Origin of the sequence: Lactobacillus sp. ESL0225 (assembly GCF_003692905.1) — a bacterium.
GTDB lineage: Bacteria > Bacillota > Bacilli > Lactobacillales > Lactobacillaceae > Lactobacillus > Lactobacillus bombicola.
Genome location: NZ_REHK01000007.1, coordinates 338,096 through 354,760 on the forward strand (window position 1 = coordinate 338,096; position 16,665 = coordinate 354,760).

14 protein-coding genes are annotated in these 16,665 nt (G+C 36.1%); all 14 read right to left on the reverse strand.

The genetic code is table 11. The annotated features are described in order from the left end of the window. Positions 1 to 6: 6 nt before the first annotated feature. The 14 genes from truB to pyrH all read right to left on the reverse strand — a co-directional run bounded on the left by truB (position 7) and on the right by pyrH (position 16,523). The gene (truB, locus tag F5ESL0225_RS04685; RefSeq protein WP_122047967.1) at positions 7 to 900 is read right to left on the reverse strand and encodes a tRNA pseudouridine(55) synthase TruB; all 894 of its coding nucleotides are present in this window, start codon (positions 898 to 900) and stop codon (positions 7 to 9) included. A 38-nt stretch (positions 901 to 938) separates the two neighbouring features. Continuing rightward, positions 939 to 1,301, reverse strand: a complete 363-nt coding sequence (locus F5ESL0225_RS04690) for a ribosome-binding factor A (RefSeq protein WP_090092181.1) — start codon at positions 1,299 to 1,301, stop codon at positions 939 to 941. Positions 1,302 to 1,319: 18 nt separating this feature from the next. Further along, positions 1,320 to 3,962, reverse strand: a complete 2,643-nt coding sequence (gene infB, locus F5ESL0225_RS04695) for a translation initiation factor IF-2 (RefSeq protein ID WP_122021845.1) — start codon at positions 3,960 to 3,962, stop codon at positions 1,320 to 1,322. Between the two features lie 4 nt (positions 3,963 to 3,966). Then, positions 3,967 to 4,278 carry a ribosomal L7Ae/L30e/S12e/Gadd45 family protein gene (locus tag F5ESL0225_RS04700; RefSeq protein ID WP_122021846.1) on the reverse strand — a complete coding sequence of 104 codons (312 nt, stop codon included), beginning with the start codon at positions 4,276 to 4,278 and terminating at the stop codon, positions 3,967 to 3,969. Positions 4,279 to 4,280: 2 nt separating this feature from the next. Beyond that, positions 4,281 to 4,577: an RNase P modulator RnpM gene (gene rnpM, locus F5ESL0225_RS04705; protein ID WP_090092186.1), complete on the reverse strand. Its 297-nt coding sequence runs from the start codon at positions 4,575 to 4,577 to the stop codon at positions 4,281 to 4,283. A gap of 17 nt (positions 4,578 to 4,594) precedes the next feature. Next, the gene (gene nusA, locus F5ESL0225_RS04710; protein WP_122021847.1) at positions 4,595 to 5,782 is read right to left on the reverse strand and encodes a transcription termination factor NusA; all 1,188 of its coding nucleotides are present in this window, start codon (positions 5,780 to 5,782) and stop codon (positions 4,595 to 4,597) included. 18 nt (positions 5,783 to 5,800) lie between these two features. Continuing rightward, the gene (gene rimP, locus F5ESL0225_RS04715; protein ID WP_090092189.1) at positions 5,801 to 6,274 is read right to left on the reverse strand and encodes a ribosome maturation factor RimP; all 474 of its coding nucleotides are present in this window, start codon (positions 6,272 to 6,274) and stop codon (positions 5,801 to 5,803) included. A gap of 105 nt (positions 6,275 to 6,379) precedes the next feature. Beyond that, positions 6,380 to 10,687 carry a PolC-type DNA polymerase III gene (locus F5ESL0225_RS04720; RefSeq protein WP_122047968.1) on the reverse strand — a complete coding sequence of 1,436 codons (4,308 nt, stop codon included), beginning with the start codon at positions 10,685 to 10,687 and terminating at the stop codon, positions 6,380 to 6,382. A gap of 5 nt (positions 10,688 to 10,692) precedes the next feature. Beyond that, positions 10,693 to 12,393, reverse strand: a complete 1,701-nt coding sequence (locus F5ESL0225_RS04725; RefSeq protein WP_122047969.1) for a proline--tRNA ligase — start codon at positions 12,391 to 12,393, stop codon at positions 10,693 to 10,695. 34 nt (positions 12,394 to 12,427) lie between these two features. Then, positions 12,428 to 13,687, reverse strand: coding sequence for an RIP metalloprotease RseP (rseP, locus tag F5ESL0225_RS04730; RefSeq protein WP_122021851.1), 1,260 nt, complete (start codon positions 13,685 to 13,687; stop codon positions 12,428 to 12,430). Positions 13,688 to 13,697: 10 nt separating this feature from the next. Then, the gene (locus F5ESL0225_RS04735; protein WP_122047970.1) at positions 13,698 to 14,495 is read right to left on the reverse strand and encodes a phosphatidate cytidylyltransferase; all 798 of its coding nucleotides are present in this window, start codon (positions 14,493 to 14,495) and stop codon (positions 13,698 to 13,700) included. A 17-nt stretch (positions 14,496 to 14,512) separates the two neighbouring features. Then, a complete protein-coding gene (locus F5ESL0225_RS04740; RefSeq protein ID WP_122021852.1) occupies positions 14,513 to 15,238 on the reverse strand; it encodes an isoprenyl transferase in 726 nt (241 codons plus the stop codon). A 3-nt stretch (positions 15,239 to 15,241) separates the two neighbouring features. Next, on the reverse strand, positions 15,242 to 15,799 hold the full coding sequence (frr, locus tag F5ESL0225_RS04745; protein ID WP_090092199.1) for a ribosome recycling factor: 558 nt from the start codon (positions 15,797 to 15,799) through the stop codon (positions 15,242 to 15,244). Then, positions 15,792 to 16,523, reverse strand: coding sequence for a UMP kinase (pyrH, locus tag F5ESL0225_RS04750; protein WP_122021853.1), 732 nt, complete (start codon positions 16,521 to 16,523; stop codon positions 15,792 to 15,794). Before pyrH ends, frr begins: the two co-directional genes overlap by 8 nt. Positions 16,524 to 16,665 lie beyond the last annotated feature (142 nt).

A 16,665-nucleotide genomic window follows, 5' to 3' on the forward strand; every position in this document is an offset into this window, starting at 1 on the left:
TTTCATCTAATTATTTTGCAAAAGCATTAATTCAGGACGGTACATTGTACCTCTGGCTTGATAAATCGCCTTAACTTTATTATTGTACCTTAATGCAACTTTTTTTGCATTCGTTTTCAAAGCAATTGCTGCCCCATTTTTTACCTTTAGCCATTGATTTTCGTTCAAGTCAATTGTCTGATAATCTTTGAAAAATACTTCGATTGGTTGTATTGCTTTTTCAGCTATAGCTGGATTGCTAATAATTTCATCTAGTTTAACAGCTTGACTGAGATTAAAGCCTGAGCTTGCTGTCCTTCGTAAGGTTTGCATTACTGCCGGAACACCTATATTTTCGCCTAGGTCATTGACAAGTGAACGCACATATGTGCCTTTACTACATTCAATTTCAAAATTAAAAGTTTCCTGTCCCTTTTCTAAGTCAAATTGAGGCTCATCAACCGCGTTGTATGCAAAAATTTTAACTGATCGCTTTGGTCGTTCAACCGCAATACCTTCGCGTGCATATTCATAGAGGTGCCTGCCATTTAAACGTACAGCTGAGTAAATTGGTGGAACCTGTTCTATTTTTCCAATAAACTCTTGCATCCTTGTTTGCAGAGTATCTTTACTAATTTTCGTTGTTAAACGTTTAGTTTCGAGCACTTTACCAGATGTGTCATAACTATCCGTGGCATAACCTAACAGGCCTGCACCACAATATTTTTTATTTTTTTGATGCATTAATTCAATCAATTTTGTTGCTTGTCCAATTGCAATCGGTAAAACTCCAGTTACATCAGGGTCTAAAGTTCCCGCATGGCCAATTTTTTTAATATGCAGTACTTTACGCAAATGGTAAACAACATCTGCACTCGTCATACCCTTTTCTTTATCAATTACTAATATTCCGTTAATCATTTCCCTACCTACTAAAAAAGCGCTAACCAGCGCTTTTCTTAATTATTGCGATCTGCATCTTGCTTTTTTACTTCTGCAATTAAACGATCAATCTTACTACCATATTTAACTGAATTATCCCGTTTAAAAATTAATTCTGGAACTTTATAAACAGTTAAAATTTGTCCTAAGAGATGACGCATCATTCCCTTAGCTTTTTCCAAACCAATAGCCGTTTCTTCTTCCTTTTTTGGATTTTCAGAAAGAATGCTGTAATAAACAGTAGCATAAGACAAATCATTGGTACATTCAACTGCTGTAATCGTTACATCTTTAACACGTGCATCACGAATATCTTTTCGTAAAATTTTAGTTAATTCACGCAGAATTTCGCCTTCAACACGACCAATTCTATGTTTCATACTTTGCTCCTAATCACACTATTTTTGTGGCTTAACTTCCTGTTGTTCAACTGCTTCCAGCTCATCGCCAATTTTAATGTCATTATAACCTTCGATTGTTAAACCACAGTCAAAGCCCTGCTTAACAATTTTGGTATCATCTTTAAACCGTTTTAATGAACCAACTTTACCAGTATAGATTACAACACCATTACGAATCAAATTAACATCCGCATCACGTGAGATATAGCCTGAATCAACAAAAGCTCCAGCAATAGTGCCGACTTTAGAAACTTTCCATGTTTCACGCACGGTCAAATTCCCGACAACTTTATCTTCATATGTTGGCTCAAGCATTCCTTGCATAGCGGCTTTAACATCATCAATTGCTTTATAAATAACACTATATAAACGTATGTCGACTCCGCCATCTGTTTCCGCCTGCGACTTAGCGGTTACAGTCGGACGAACATTAAAACCAATAATAAATGCGTTCGATGCGGCAGCTAATGTTACATCGGATTCATTAACTGCACCAACACCAGCGTGAATAATATTAACCCGGACACCCTCAACGTCAATTTTTTCAAATGATTGTTGTAAAGCTTCAACAGATCCTTGAACATCAGCTTTTAAGACAACACCAACTTCTTTCATATTCTCTTTCTTCATTGTATCGAAAAGATTATCAAGGGTTACATGTTGTACATTTTCCCTGGATTGCTGTAATGCTTGTTGCGCCCTCTGTTCGCCGACACTACGTGCTGTCTTTTCATCATCAAAGACAACTATCTTATCAGCAGATTCTGGCACATCATTTAGCCCAGTAATTTCAACTGGCATCGATGGGGTAGCTTTTTCAACTTGACGTCCACGATCATTGGTCATTACCCGAACGCGTCCAAAACGATTCCCCACAACAATCGGATCTCCAGTATGCAACGTACCTTGCTGAATTAATAAATCAGCAACTGGACCACGTCCCCGAGATAACCGAGCTTCAATTACTGTACCAATAGCCTTTTGCTTAGGATCAGCCTTTAGTTCCATTAAATCAGCTTGAAGTAAAATCATCTGCAAAAGCTCATCAACATTTTCACCAGTTTTAGCAGATATTTGAACATAAATGGTATCTCCACCATAATCTTCTGGTATTAAATTATATTTCATTAATTGTTCGGTAACATGTTCCGGATTAGCACCAGGCACATCCATTTTGTTAATTGCAACAATTATTGGTACTTTTGCACTTTTAGCATGATCAATTGCTTCAATAGTTTGTGGCATTACTCCATCGTCAGCTGCAACAACTAAAACAACAATATCTGTTATTTCTGCACCACGTTCACGCATATTTGAAAATGCCGCATGACCTGGAGTATCCAAAAACGTTATTGGCTTATTATCTATTTTAACTTGATAAGCTCCAATTTTTTGAGTAATACCACCAGCTTCGTGTGCTGAAACTTGTGTATGGCGTAAGCGATCTAATAAAGTTGTCTTACCGTGATCAACGTGTCCCATAATTGTAACGACTGGTGGGCGTTTAACTTGTAATTTCGAATTTTGCGAAGCTTCCATTTGTTTTTCATAAAGAGTATCAATGTCGGAAATATCTTCATGAATTTTTTCTTCAGCGTTAATCCCATATTCAGCCGCAATCAACTCAATTGCATCTTTATCTAATGATTGATTTTGATTGGTCATCACTCCAAGCATAAATAATTTTTTAACAATTTCTGCTGGCTCACGATGCAATAATTTACCCAAATCTTGAGCATTCATCCCGACTTCATAAACTAAAGTTTCTGGCAATGGGCGCTCTTTGCGTTGAGTTGGTTGTTTTTTAGGTAATTGTTCAAATTGCCGCTTTTTACCCTTATTTTTGCGTTTTTCTTGATGCTTTGAAAAATTATTGCCAGCGTAATTTTGGCTTTTTCCCTTACGGCCAGGCTTACCAGAATTGCGAGTATGACCATTACCACGCCGATTCTCATCTTTCACAGGCTCTATCGCGGTATTATCTTCAATAACTCGGTGCTTATTAACCGAAGAAGACGCCTGATTTTGTTTCATTCTTGCTGGCGAAGGCTTAATTATTTTAGGACCGACTGTCTTAGGAGTAACTGCTACTTTTTTAACAGTTTGCTTTTCATTTGAACTTATTTTTTTCACTTCTTCTATTTTTTTAGTTGGCTTTTCTTCATTTGACTTTTCAAAATCATGCCGACTAACCTGTTTTGTTTGCTGATTTAATGAATTTTCTTCAACTCGCTGTTTTTGCTTTAATTGCTTTAGCAAGTCTTGTGCTGCCGGCTTAGACGCTTTTTCATTATGATTTGTTTTGATCTTTTGCTTTTTGTTTGCTTGATCACGATGAACCTGATCATTTACACGATTAGTATTCCGCTTTTTGGTAGTCTTTTTTTCATCAACCTTTTTTTCGTTTTTACGAATTGAAGTTACAGAAACTTTGATTTTACTATTTTTCAAAGCGGATTTCTCTTCCTTTTTAGTGGGAGCGGGGTTTTGAAAACTACCCTTTATCTGATTCACTTCTGAATCTTCCAATGATGACATATGATTCTTTACATCGAAGCCGAGTTCTTTCGCTTTATTAACCACAACTTTATTCTCGATGCCTAACTCTTTTGCAATTTCATAAATTCTTGTTCTAGTCATCCAATCACACTCCTTCATTAATCTTTTGTACTAATGCTTTATAAAAACCAATATCAGTAATACCTAATACTTTACGCTTTTTGCCAATTGCATGTGAAATTTCATCACTATTAAAAGCAGAAATAATACTTATCCCACTTTTGGTAGTAATTCTATTGATCTTTTCACTTGTACCTTCATGGCAGTCATTAGCCAAAATAACAACTTTGATTTTCTTTGCTTTGAGCCCCACAAGAACAAGTTCCTGACCTGAAATTATTTTCCCAGCTCGCTCCGCAAGACCTAGCAAATTCAACGCTTTTTGTCTACTTTGCAAATCTAACTATCACCAAATAATTCTTTTCTTGCCTTTTGATGATCGACATAAGCATATAACTCGTCATAGAATGCTGCTGAAATTTTAGTTCCGAGACTGCGATCTAACACGCCTTTTTCTTGTGCAGACTTAATTTTAGTAGGATCTAATGAAACATAAGCACCACGACCTGGCTTTTTACCAGTTGGGTCAACAAAAACATTTTTTTCTTTATCAATTACAATGCGAACTAACTCTTTTTTAGGTTGCATACTATTAGTTAATAAATCTTTTCGCATTGGAATCTTTCTTTTTTTCAAAAAAATTCCTCCTTGCCTTATTCATTATCAATATGCTCATTTATTTCTAAATTTTGCTTAGTCTCTTGTATATCACTCAATTGGTCTTCATGGTCAGTACCTGATTGCTTCTCATTTGATACAGAGTCAGTGCTTTCTTCTGTATTGTCATTTACTTCATCAACAAACTCAACTTCAGATTCTGGTCTAATGTCAATTTTATAGCCAGTTAAGCGTGCAGCTAAGCGAACATTCTGCCCCTTCTTACCAATAGCAAGTGATAATTGATAATCAGGTACAATTACCAATGCACTTTTTTCATCTGCTTCATCGCTAAATTGAACTGCAATAACTTCTGCAGGATTTAGGGCATTAGCAATAAAGTCTGACGGATCTTGCTCGTAATTGACAATATCAATATTTTCACCATCAAGTTCATTAACAACATTTTGCACACGTGTACCACGTTGACCAACACAGGTTCCAACAGGATCAATATTAGGATCATTTGATTTTACCGCGATTTTAGTTCTATCACCAGCTTCACGCGCAATAGAAATGATTTCAACCGTACCATCAAAAATTTCTGGGACTTCCTGTTCAAATAATCTTTTAACCATATCTGGTGCAGTTCGTGAAACTGTAATTTGAGCTCCTTTGGAATCAGAACCAACATGAGTTACTAGTACACGAATTTGATCTTGAGGATTATAAATTTCATTTGGCATTTGATCATTGCGAGGCATAACAGCTTCTACATTACCAATTTTAACATAGACAAAGCGATTATCACGTCTTTCAACTGTTCCAGTAATTAATTCATCTTCGTACTTTGAATATTCACTAATTATCTGATTTCTTTCAGCCTCACGTAAATGTTGCATGATAACTTGTTTGGCTGTTTGAGCTGCAATGCGACCGAAGTTCTTTGGTGCAACTTCAAAGCGAATTGTATCCCCTAATTCATATGCACGGTTGATTGCTAAAGCATCTTTTAAACTAATTTCTAGTCGATCATCATGAACTTCTTCCACAACAACCTTCTCAGTCATTAACCTAAAGTCGCCCTTACGTTCATCAAATTTAACTACAACATTAGTTGCTTGGTTATAATTCTTTTTATATGCTGCAACGAGGGCTGCTTCAATTGCTTCAACAATTACCTCTTGCTTAATACCTTTTGTTTCTTCTAAAGTAGCAAACGCCTCTAGCATTTCTTTAGACATAAGTTTTAATCAACCTTTCTAAAATTCAATTGCAAATCGAACATTTGCAACTAGTTTACGGGGAATAGTTAACTGCTTCCGCCTTGTTTTAATTTTAATTTCCAATTTTATCTCGTCATTAGTATATGACTTTAAAATACCTTCATATTCTTTTTGGTTATCGATTTTTTGATAAAGTGCAATATGAATGTAATTATTCAAAGCCTTTTGCCAATCATTATTAGTTTTTATTGGTCGCTCAATACCAGGAGAAGAAACTTCTAAAATATAGGGGTCAGGAAATGGATCAGGGCTTAATTCATCTAACTTAGTAGAAATCAGCTCACTAAGCCCAGCAATTTCATCCATATCAATTCCATCATCTCGATCCACATATATGCGTAAATAATTTTGTCCTTTTTCTTTCACATATTCACTATCTACCAATTCATCTCCACGTGACTTTATAATTGGGATAATTTCTGCAAGAACAGCTTCTTTAACTTTCGCCAAGTACTTTCCTCCGTAATAAAAAGAGTGAGCAATCAATGCTCACTCCGAATCACTTATTCGAACTTCTTTATTAATTATATCATATTTATACTAATACTGCAAAAATCAAAAGAGTGATAGTTGATTTTGATCAGGCAAGCCTTCCAAAACACCATTTTCTTCTAAATAGTCCATGATTGTCTGCGATACTTTGCCCCTTTTTGCCAAATCTTCTTTTGATAAAAATTCTTGTTCTGCTCGTGCAGCAACAATTTGTTTTGCAGCATTTATCCCTAAGCCAGGAACGGCATTAAATGGCGCTAAAATTGTATGTTGGTCAACAATTGTAAAATTAGTTGCTTCAGATTTATTAATATCAACCATTTTTATACTAATACCACGTTCAAGACACTCATTAGCAATTTCTAACACAGTTAATAGACTTTTATCTTTAGCAGAAGCATCATTACCTTTGGCTTGAAGGTCACTCATTGCCTTTTTAACAGTATTTTTACCATGACTCATTGCTACTAAATCAAACAGATCAGCCCGAACTGAAAAATAAGCAGTGTAATATATTTCAGGATAGTAAACTTTAAACCAAGCAATTCTTAAGGCCATTAAAATATAAGCAGTAGCGTGGGCCTTCGGAAACATATATTTTATTTTCAAACAAGACTGAATATACCAACTAGGAATTTTATTATTTTCTTGTAAAACAGCCATGTCTTCCTCACTGATACCACGACCATGCCGAACCGATTCCATAGTCGAAAAGGCAACTTCAGGTTTAACACCCCAGTGAATAAGATCTGTCATAATATTATCACGACAACCAATTACATTTTTTAGTTTGCAAATACCATTATTAATTAGTTCCTCTGCATTACCTAACCAGACATCCGTCCCATGAGAAAGACCAGAAATCTGTAATAATTCGGAAAAAGTAGTTGGCTTAGTTTCTTCAAGCATACCACGAACAAATCTCGTCCCAAATTCTGGTACTCCTAAAGTTCCAGTTTTAGATTGTATTTGCTCTGGTGTCACTCCTAAGATATCAGGACTAGAAAATAATGACATAACGCCGGGATCATCAGGTGGAATAGACAGTGGGTCTACTCCTGATAAGTCTTGAAGCATTCTAATCATCGTTGGATCATCATGTCCTAAAATATCAAATTTCAATATATTGTCATGAATCGAATGAAAATCAAAATGAGTTGTTTTCCATGTTGCATTAACATCATCTGCTGGGTATTGTACTGGAGTAAAATCATAAATATCCATATCATCCGGAACTACAACAATACCAGCTGGATGTTGCCCAGTTGTTCGTTTTACTCCGCTGACTCCTGCTGCTAAACGATCTAATTCTGCTCTTCGCAGATTTAACTCTTTTTCATCATCGTAATGTTTAGCATAACCATATGCTGTTTTATCTGCAACTGTCGCAATTGTCCCAGCTCGATAAGAATTTACGGGGCCAAACATCACCCGAATAAAATTATGTGCCACTGGTTGATAGTCACCAGAAAAGTTCAAATCAATATCTGGAACTTTATCTCCGTGAAAACCTAAAAAAGTGGCAAAAGGTATATCTTGGCCGTCTTTGACCAAATCTGTATCACATTTGGGACACTTTTTATCAGGTAAATCATAGCCAGAACCATATTCACCATTCTCAAAAAATTGGGAATATTTACATTTCGGACAACGATAATGCGGCGCGAGTGGATTAACTTCCGTAATTCCAGACATTGTTGCAACAAGACTAGAACCAACTGAACCACGTGAACCAACTAAATAACCGTCTTTATTTGACTTGGCAACTAATCGTTGTGATATTAAGTAAATGACTGCATAGCCATTTGAAATAATCGAATGCAATTCCATATCAACACGGTCTTGAACTAGCTTAGGTAGCGGATTGCCATAAAGCTCATGCGCTTTATCATACGTCAGCTTTTTCATTTCTTCATCAGCATTTTCAATATGTGGCGGATAAAGTCCATCTTTAATTGGTGCAATTTCTTCAACTGATTCAGCAATTTTATTTGGATTTGTAATAACAATTTCTTGAGCCGCTTCTTCACCTAAAAAGCTAAAAGCATCTAGCATTTCTTGAGTAGTATAAAAATGCAAATCAGGTTGTTTTTTATTTCGATCAGGGTTACCCCTTTGCGCAGAAATTAAAATTGTCCTGTAAATAGCGTCATGCGGTTCAACGTAATGGGCATCTCCAGTTGCAACAACGGGCTTATTTAATTCTTGCCCTAATTGATATATATTACTTAAAATTTCTTCTAATTCTGCTTCATCAGCAATTAAGTGATTGTCAATCATTGCGGCGTAATTTGCAGGTGGTTGAATTTCCAAATAATCATAAAATTCTGCCTTCTTGCGTGCTTCATCATAGCCTTTTTGCATCATTGCAGTAAAAACTTCACCTTCACCGCAGCCAGATCCATAAAGCAAGCCTTCATGGTTTTCAATTAAATCAGATTTAGGGGTACGTGGAATACGATAAAAGTCTTCAGTGCTCGCAATAGAAACTAAACGATACATATTTTTTAAGCCAGCTTGAGTTTGAGCCAATATAGACATATGTTGCGGTCGTGCTCTTTTAAACACTTGACCATGGGCAGCATAATCATTCATTTTTCCCAAATCGGCCTCACCAAATTTTTCAGTAAAGGCAGTAAGTAGTTTAAACATTAAATAACCCGTTGCTTCTGCATCTTGATTTGCTCTGTGATGATGTTCAAGTACAACATTGTATTTTTTAGCTAATGAATCGAGGGTGTGTCGCGTTTGTTCTGGATGAAGGAGCCTTGAAATTTCAAGGGTATCAACTACTGGCTGTGTGATTTCACTCAAATTTGCTCTTTTTAAAGCAGCATTTACAAAACCGACATCAAATTGAACATTATGACCACAAAGCGGCCTTGCACCATAAAAATCCTGAAACTGTTTAATTACAACGTCTTCATCATCAGCAGCCTTTACCATTTCATCAGTAATAGAAGTTAAGTTAATCGTTTGTTCACTTAGAGGGTGATGCGGATTTATAAATTTATCAAACCGATCAATTACTTCGCCATTTTTCATTTTTACGGCACCAATTTCGATAATAGTGTCATAAACTGACGATAATCCAGTTGTTTCAACATCAAAAATTACGAATTCTTGATCTTCATATTTCATTGGCGCAGGATTAAGGATCAATAACGCACGATCATCAATCATATTTGCTTCAAGACCATAAACAATCTTTATACCATTCTTCTTGCCAGCATTATAAGCTTCAGGAAAGGCCTGTACATCTGCATGATCTGTAATAGCAATCGCCTTTTGCCCAAATCGTTTAGCTGCTAAAACAAAATCAGTCGCTGTATTAGTTGCATCAAGCTGACTCATATTAGTATGCAAATGCAATTCAATACGCTTCTCTTCACCTTTATACTTTTCAATTCTCTCAGTATGTTCAACTACTTCAAAAGAAGAAATATTAAAAACAACGTCGTGGCTCCATTGATCTTCAGCTGCAGTACCCTGCATCTTAGCCCAAGTTCCCCGTTTCAATTTACTAATATTTTCTAGTTGATCATCATCCGAAATAAACTTTTTGAATGAAATTGAATCAGTATAATCAGTAATTTCTCCCATATAAATATGAGAGCCGTTTTTAAGTTCCCGTACATCAGTATTAAAAATGTTGCCCTCAATAACCACATTTCTGGTTCCGGCAATAACATCCTTAATTTGAGTTACCGTCATTTTTTTATCAAGTGTTCGGTTACCATAGCGCGTTTTTTTAGTTTGATAAATCGGTTTTTTAGAGTATTCCTTTGGTGGGGTTGCTAAATAAGCCTCTTGCATATTTTGCTCATGCTGTTCCTGTAATTGCTGTAAACTTGCCAAATTACTTTGTGAGCTGGCCTCATCGATTTCCGTTACAAACTTTAAATTGAAAAAGCCGTAATCTCTCATTTCAATTGCTAACTGGTCTAATACCTTTTGTTCCAATAGCCCGTCTACCACTAAATTGTCAACCGGAATAATCCACCGTTCATCTTCTTTTCGCGGTTGATGGCTTGCAATAAACTCTCGTGCAACTGGTTGCAATAACTGCGAGGTTTGGACTGCATATTGCCAATAGTCAGTTAAATAATTATCATCTCCGTTTTCTGATCGCACAAACAAATGTGTTTTAACAAATGAAGAAAAGCTTGCCGTAATTGCCTTATTTAGAGCATCATAAGTGGCAAACTTTAACGGTGTAGCAAAAAGAACATGGATATCCCATCTATGCTCTTTAGCGTAAACATCCACGTTCTCAATTTGGCCCTTTTGCAGTATATCCTCATCTTCAAATTGTTTAGGGAAATTAATCTGCTCTAAAAGGCGTAAGAAAAGTTCGTTTTTATTCGTCACGAAAATTATCCTAACTCTTTATTTACAAAATCTGCTAGTTCAGTAGTTGTCATCTCAGTAGCCACTTCACCACTTGGTCGCTTAACTTCAATAATTCCTTCACTAGCCTTTTTACCAATTGTAATACGAACGGGAGCACCAATCAAATCAGCATCAGCAAATTTAACACCGGGACGTTCATTGCGGTCATCGTATAAAACATCATAATTTTTACTGAACTCTGCTTCAAGTTGCTCAGCTAATCTAGTCTGTGCCTCATCTTTCATTTTCATTTGGACTATGTGCAAATTGAATGGAGCAATTTCTTTTGGCCATGCAATACCAAATTTCGTCAAATGCTGCTCAATTACAGCTGATAAAACACGTGTAACGCCAATACCGTATGAACCCATAATTACTGGTTGTGATTTTCCATTTTGATCTAAAAAATCAGCTCCCATTTTTTCAGTATAATATGTGCCAAGTTTAAAAATATGTCCTACTTCAATTGAAGTAGTAAATTTAAGCGGTAAATGATCGATTGGATCAGGTTCACCTTCATTGGCAACACGCAGATCACTGACTTGATCAATTTTAAGATCACGATCAAAATTAACGTTCTTTAATTGGTAACCATTTTGATTTGCGCCAACAACAGTATTGACTAAATTCTTAATTGTTTCATCAGCAATAATTTGATCAGCCCAGGTAGCATTTATTGGACCTACGCTTCCCTTTTTCAAGCCAGTAAGTTGGTATAGTTCATCATCACTAGCGACTCTTACTGAATCTGCATCAAGTAGATGAGTAAGCTTTACTTCATTAACTTGCTTATCACCACGAATTAAAACCAGTACATGATCTTTTTCATTAACTATATAAAGGATGCTTTTTACAATTTTAGTTGCTGGCACATTTAAAAATTTCGTTAAATCAGCAATGGTTTCTTGTCCTGGAGTGGCAACCTTAACAATTGCTTCTTCCTTTTCTTGACTAGGCTTGAAAGTATCAACACTAACCGCCATTTCTAAATTAGCAGAGTATGTATTAGTTTCGTTAGTGGCAATTGTATCTTCTCCAATAGCTGCCGGAGCTTGGAATTCAGTAGAATTTTTACCACCCATGGTACCAGAATCGGCAATTACTGCTGTCACATTAACTCCACAACGTTTGAAAATAGCTTCAAATGCCTTCTTTTCATCATTAAATTGTTCATCCAATTGTTCTCTAGTAGCAGCGAAACTATAGGCATCCAGCATAATGAATTCACGCGTTCTTAATAAACCAAACCGTGGCCGATTTTCATCACGAAATTTATTTTGAATTTGGTATAAAGCAATTGGCATTTGCTTATAGCTTTTGATGCTTTTAGCAACAATTTGCGTAAATGTTTCCTCATGAGTCGGTCCTAGTAAACTTTGCCGACCATGCCGATCATTTAATCTAAACATTTCTAAACCATATTTTTGCCAACGCCCTGATTCTTCCCATAATGAAGCAGGTAGTAATTCTGGCATAGCCATTTCCGGCACATTGATTTTGGCCATTTCTTCTTTTATTATCTGTTCAACTTTGGTTAAGACGCGATAACCTAATGGTAAATATGCATAAACACCAGCAGTTACTTGCCGAACATAACCACCCCGAAGCATCAGCTTGTGACTAGCCGCAACTGCATCAGCTGGAGCCTCCTTTAAAGTAGGTATAAATAATTTAGATTGACGCATTAATTTCTCCCCCAAAATAACTTTTTAAAAAATTCTATTTAATAAAATAGCGATATATGTCATTGCCAGTCACTGCAATAATCAAAATAAGTAACAGTCCAAAACCGATTAGTTCTACTAACGACTCATGATCTTCTGAAATTGGTTTACCACGAACAATTTCAATTAAATTAAGCAAAAACTTTCCTCCATCTAAACCAGGAATTGGAATCATGTTTACAATCCCCAAGTTTATTGAAATCATCGCTAAAAATGCCAAAATATACGGTAACCCTAATTGTGATACTTGTGATGTTTGTGAATATATTCCAACTGGACCCGATAGTTTATTTAAACTAAAATGTCTGAACAATCCACCAACAGCATTAAAAATCATTCCAGTTGTTGATACGGCCATCTCCCATCCTCGTTGAGCCTTGGCCGAAATATGCTCATCACCTTGTGCATGGATTCCGATTTGATAGATAGTTTGACCTTGAACTTTAATTGATTTTGGCTTAACACTAGCTGTCCTTGTTTGACCATCTTTATTAATAAAGGAAACTTTAATATTTTTTCCCTTACTATGATTAATAAAGTCAGAAACCTCTTGAAAAGTAGTAATCTTGTAATTGTTAATTTTAATTAGTCTAGAGCCTGGTTCGATTTTCGCCAATTTAGCAGGTGAATTAGTATCGACATGACTAACAGTTGTTGTAGCTGGACCTGGAATTGTAAAGGTCCAAATCATAAAAACAACAAAGCCCAAAATAATATTCATTAATGGACCAGCGATATTAGTCGCTAATTTTTGCCAAACATTGGCTTCTTGAAATTGAGTATCACGCGGAGCAATAATTAATTCGGTTTTTGTTTGATCGATTATAGTAGCATCATGATTAACATGATAGGTTACTCGATCTGCCTCATTGCCATTTTCATATCCTGAAATAAATAACTCATCAACCAAATCAGCTTTTGTAATTAAGACTGGGATGCCCTCAATTGGCACATCTGATTTAGAAGCATCAATTTTGATAACTTCGTTTTGCTCATTTAACTGTAGAATCACTGTCATCCCGGGTTCAAGTGCTGTGTCGTCATCTTTACCTGCTAAACGAACATAGCCACCTAATGGCAACCAACGGATGGTATACGTGGTTGGATTACGACGCACTTGAAAAAGTTTTGGCCCCATTCCAATTGAAAATTCACGTACCAAAATACCACATTTTTTAGCAACAATGAAGTGCCCGAATTCATGGACAAAAACTAACAACCCAAATACAATTAAAAAAATTAGTATACCTTTCAAAAGAAATCTCCTAGTGGACAATACCTAATAAAGCAGCAAAAACTGGCAAAACAAACAGCATACTGTCGAATCTGTCTAAAATTCCACCATGACCAGGCAAAATTTTACCAGAATCTTTTACATTATAAAAACGCTTGTAGGCAGATTCAACTAGGTCCCCCATCTGGCCAACAATTGATAAGATTAAAGCAAAAATCACCAATTCAATTAAAGAATAACCTAATGGAACAAAATAGGCATAAATTGTTGCACAAATAACTGCGCAAATTGTTCCTCCAATTGAACCTTCCCAAGTTTTATTGGGACTAATCACTGGCCATAATTTATGTCGACCAATTTTTCGACCGATCATATAAGCCCCTGTGTCTGTTAACCAAACCACTACAAATACATAGCAAAGTAAAGCTAGTCCATGCGGACTATTTCTAATTCCTGCCATATAGTGAAAGCCAGTGCCAATATACAGTGATCCCAAAGTATAAACACCAATATCATCAAAATTTGTTTTATTCTTTGATAAAACAGTCCATGTTAACATTAACATGATTAACGCAAAATAGATGCCATACTTAGTCCAGTTAAATGGCATTGCCTTAATAAAGGTATCTGGAATTGCCCAAGTTATCGTCGCCAATAATGCTAATACAAAATTAACTGATACTAAAATTTGCTTTTTCATTAAAAATATTTCACTGATTCCAATTGCCGCAAAAGCTACAGTAAGCCAGTCCATCCAAAGCCCACCTGCCCAAACAATCGGAATAAACAAAATTAAAGCAATAATTGCTGTGATTACACGTTGTTTCATATATTTACCTAACTACCTTATTCATCAAGTTTACCAAATCGACGATGACGATTTTCAAAGTCGCTGACAAATTCTTGTAAATCATTTTTATTAAAATCCGGCCAATTTTTCGAACTAAAAGCTAATTCAGAATAAGCAAGTTGCCAAAGCATAAAATTAGAAATTCTTTGTTCGCCAGAAGTTCTAATTAACAAGTCTGGTTCTTGAAATTTACCAAAATTAGCGGTCATTAAATGTTGAGCAATCATTTTTTCATCAATCTGTGCACTAGATAATTGCCCCATTTCAATTAGAGACCCTAATTCTTGCATAGCTGTTAGAATCTCTCTTCTTGAGCCGTAATTAAAAGCAAAATTCAAGATTAATCCGGTATTATCAGCTGTTTCAGCCATTGCCTGTTGTACAACATCGTATGTTTTACTTGGCAATTCGTCAAGATAGCCCATAATGTTAACCTTAACATTATTTTCCATTAGCGTAGGCATAAACTTATCAAAAAAGCGTACTGGTAAATTCATTAAATACGCAACTTCTTCTTTGGGACGAGCCCAATTTTCAGTTGAGAAGGCGTACAATGATAGAACTCTAATTCCCAGTTCATTAGCGGCTAAGGTAATACGTTCGACATTATACATTCCTTCTCGATGCCCCATAATGCGTTTCTTACCTTGTTGTGTAGCCCATCGCCCGTTGCCATCCATAATAATGGCAAGATGGTTTAACTGATTCCTTTTTTCTACCATTACTTATCCTTGAGTAATTTCTTTTCGTTTTTTATCTGCTAACACATCGATGTTTTTAGTTGCTTCATCAGTAACCTTTTGAACCTGCTTTTCTAAGTTTCGCTGTTCATCTTCAGTTATTTCATCATCTTTTTGCAATTTTTTCAAACTATTCATTGCATCGCGACGCACATTTCTAACCGCAATCTTACCTTCTTCAGCCATCTTATTTACTTCTTTAGCAATTTCTTGACGCCTTTCTCCAGTCAACTGCGGAATTACTAACCGAATAACTTTACCATCATTGGCTGGGGTTAGCCCCAAGTTAGAGGCTAACAAAGCATGTTCGATATTATCAATACTAGTTTGATCATATGGTGTAATCAGTAGCACACGTGGTTCGGGAATTGTTACGCTAGACATTTGCGTTAAAGGCGTTGGGGCACCATAATAGTCAACTTTAATTCCATCTAAAATCGCTGCATTGGCAACCCCAGCTCTAACCGTGCCAAGATTCTTCTCAAAAACATGAATCGATTTATCCATATTTTCCTTTGCCTTATTAATAACTTCGTTACTCATTTTTTCCTCCTTCAATCATTGTACCAATATTTTCTCCCATGACAGCTCGCTTAATATTGCCTGCAGTATTAACGTTAAATACAATTAGAGGTATATTTGTATCCATTGAAAGTGAGCTTGCCGTTCGGTCCATAACTTTTAAGTTCTTTGAAATAACATCAAGTTGGGTCAACTCAGTATATTTAGTGGCATTAGGATCAATTTTGGGATCAGCAGTATAAACGCCATCAACACCGTTTTTGGCCATTAAAATTACATCTGCACCAATTTCTGCTGCCCGAAGTGCTGCCGTTGTATCAGTTGAAAAATATGGGTTACCAGTACCTCCACCCATAATAATTACGCGTCCTTTTTCTAAATGACGAATTGCTTTTCTTCTAATATATGGCTCAGCAATTTGTCTCATCTCAATTGAAGTTTGCAATCTAGTAGGAACACCTACATGTTCTAATCCATCTTGAAGCGCTAGACCGTTCATTATGGTAGCTAACATCCCCATATAATCAGCTTGAGAGCGTTCCATTCCTAGCTTAGCACCAGTTTCACCGCGCCACATATTGCCACCACCACAAACAATGCCAATTTCGACGCCTAAGTCGTGAACCGCCTTTATTTCTTGTGCTAAATGACTGATAACAGTAGGATCAATTCCCGTACCTTTAGTTCCAGCTAATGCTTCACCGGAAATTTTTAAAACGACTCGCTTATATTTAACTTCAGTCATGACAACCTCCTCTATTAACTTAAATTATTCTACCATATAAAGCATACAAATGTAGTACATCAAAACAGCCGGATTCAGTAACCAACCTTAACTAACTTATTTTAACAAAAAATCCATTCCTAAAGAATGGACTTTCACAATA

Coding starts and splice junctions, on each gene's coding strand:
- truB (WP_122047967.1), bottom strand. CDS start 900: ATGATTAACGGAATATTAGTAATTGATAAAGAAAAGGGTATGACGAGT.
- F5ESL0225_RS04690 (WP_090092181.1), bottom strand. CDS start 1,301: ATGAAACATAGAATTGGTCGTGTTGAAGGCGAAATTCTGCGTGAATTA.
- infB (WP_122021845.1), bottom strand. CDS start 3,962: ATGACTAGAACAAGAATTTATGAAATTGCAAAAGAGTTAGGCATCGAG.
- nusA (WP_122021847.1), bottom strand. CDS start 5,782: ATGTCTAAAGAAATGCTAGAGGCGTTTGCTACTTTAGAAGAAACAAAA.
- F5ESL0225_RS04725 (WP_122047969.1), bottom strand. CDS start 12,393: ATGCGTCAATCTAAATTATTTATACCTACTTTAAAGGAGGCTCCAGCT.
- F5ESL0225_RS04735 (WP_122047970.1), bottom strand. CDS start 14,495: ATGAAACAACGTGTAATCACAGCAATTATTGCTTTAATTTTGTTTATT.
- F5ESL0225_RS04740 (WP_122021852.1), bottom strand. CDS start 15,238: ATGGTAGAAAAAAGGAATCAGTTAAACCATCTTGCCATTATTATGGAT.
- frr (WP_090092199.1), bottom strand. CDS start 15,799: ATGAGTAACGAAGTTATTAATAAGGCAAAGGAAAATATGGATAAATCG.
- pyrH (WP_122021853.1), bottom strand. CDS start 16,523: ATGACTGAAGTTAAATATAAGCGAGTCGTTTTAAAAATTTCCGGTGAA.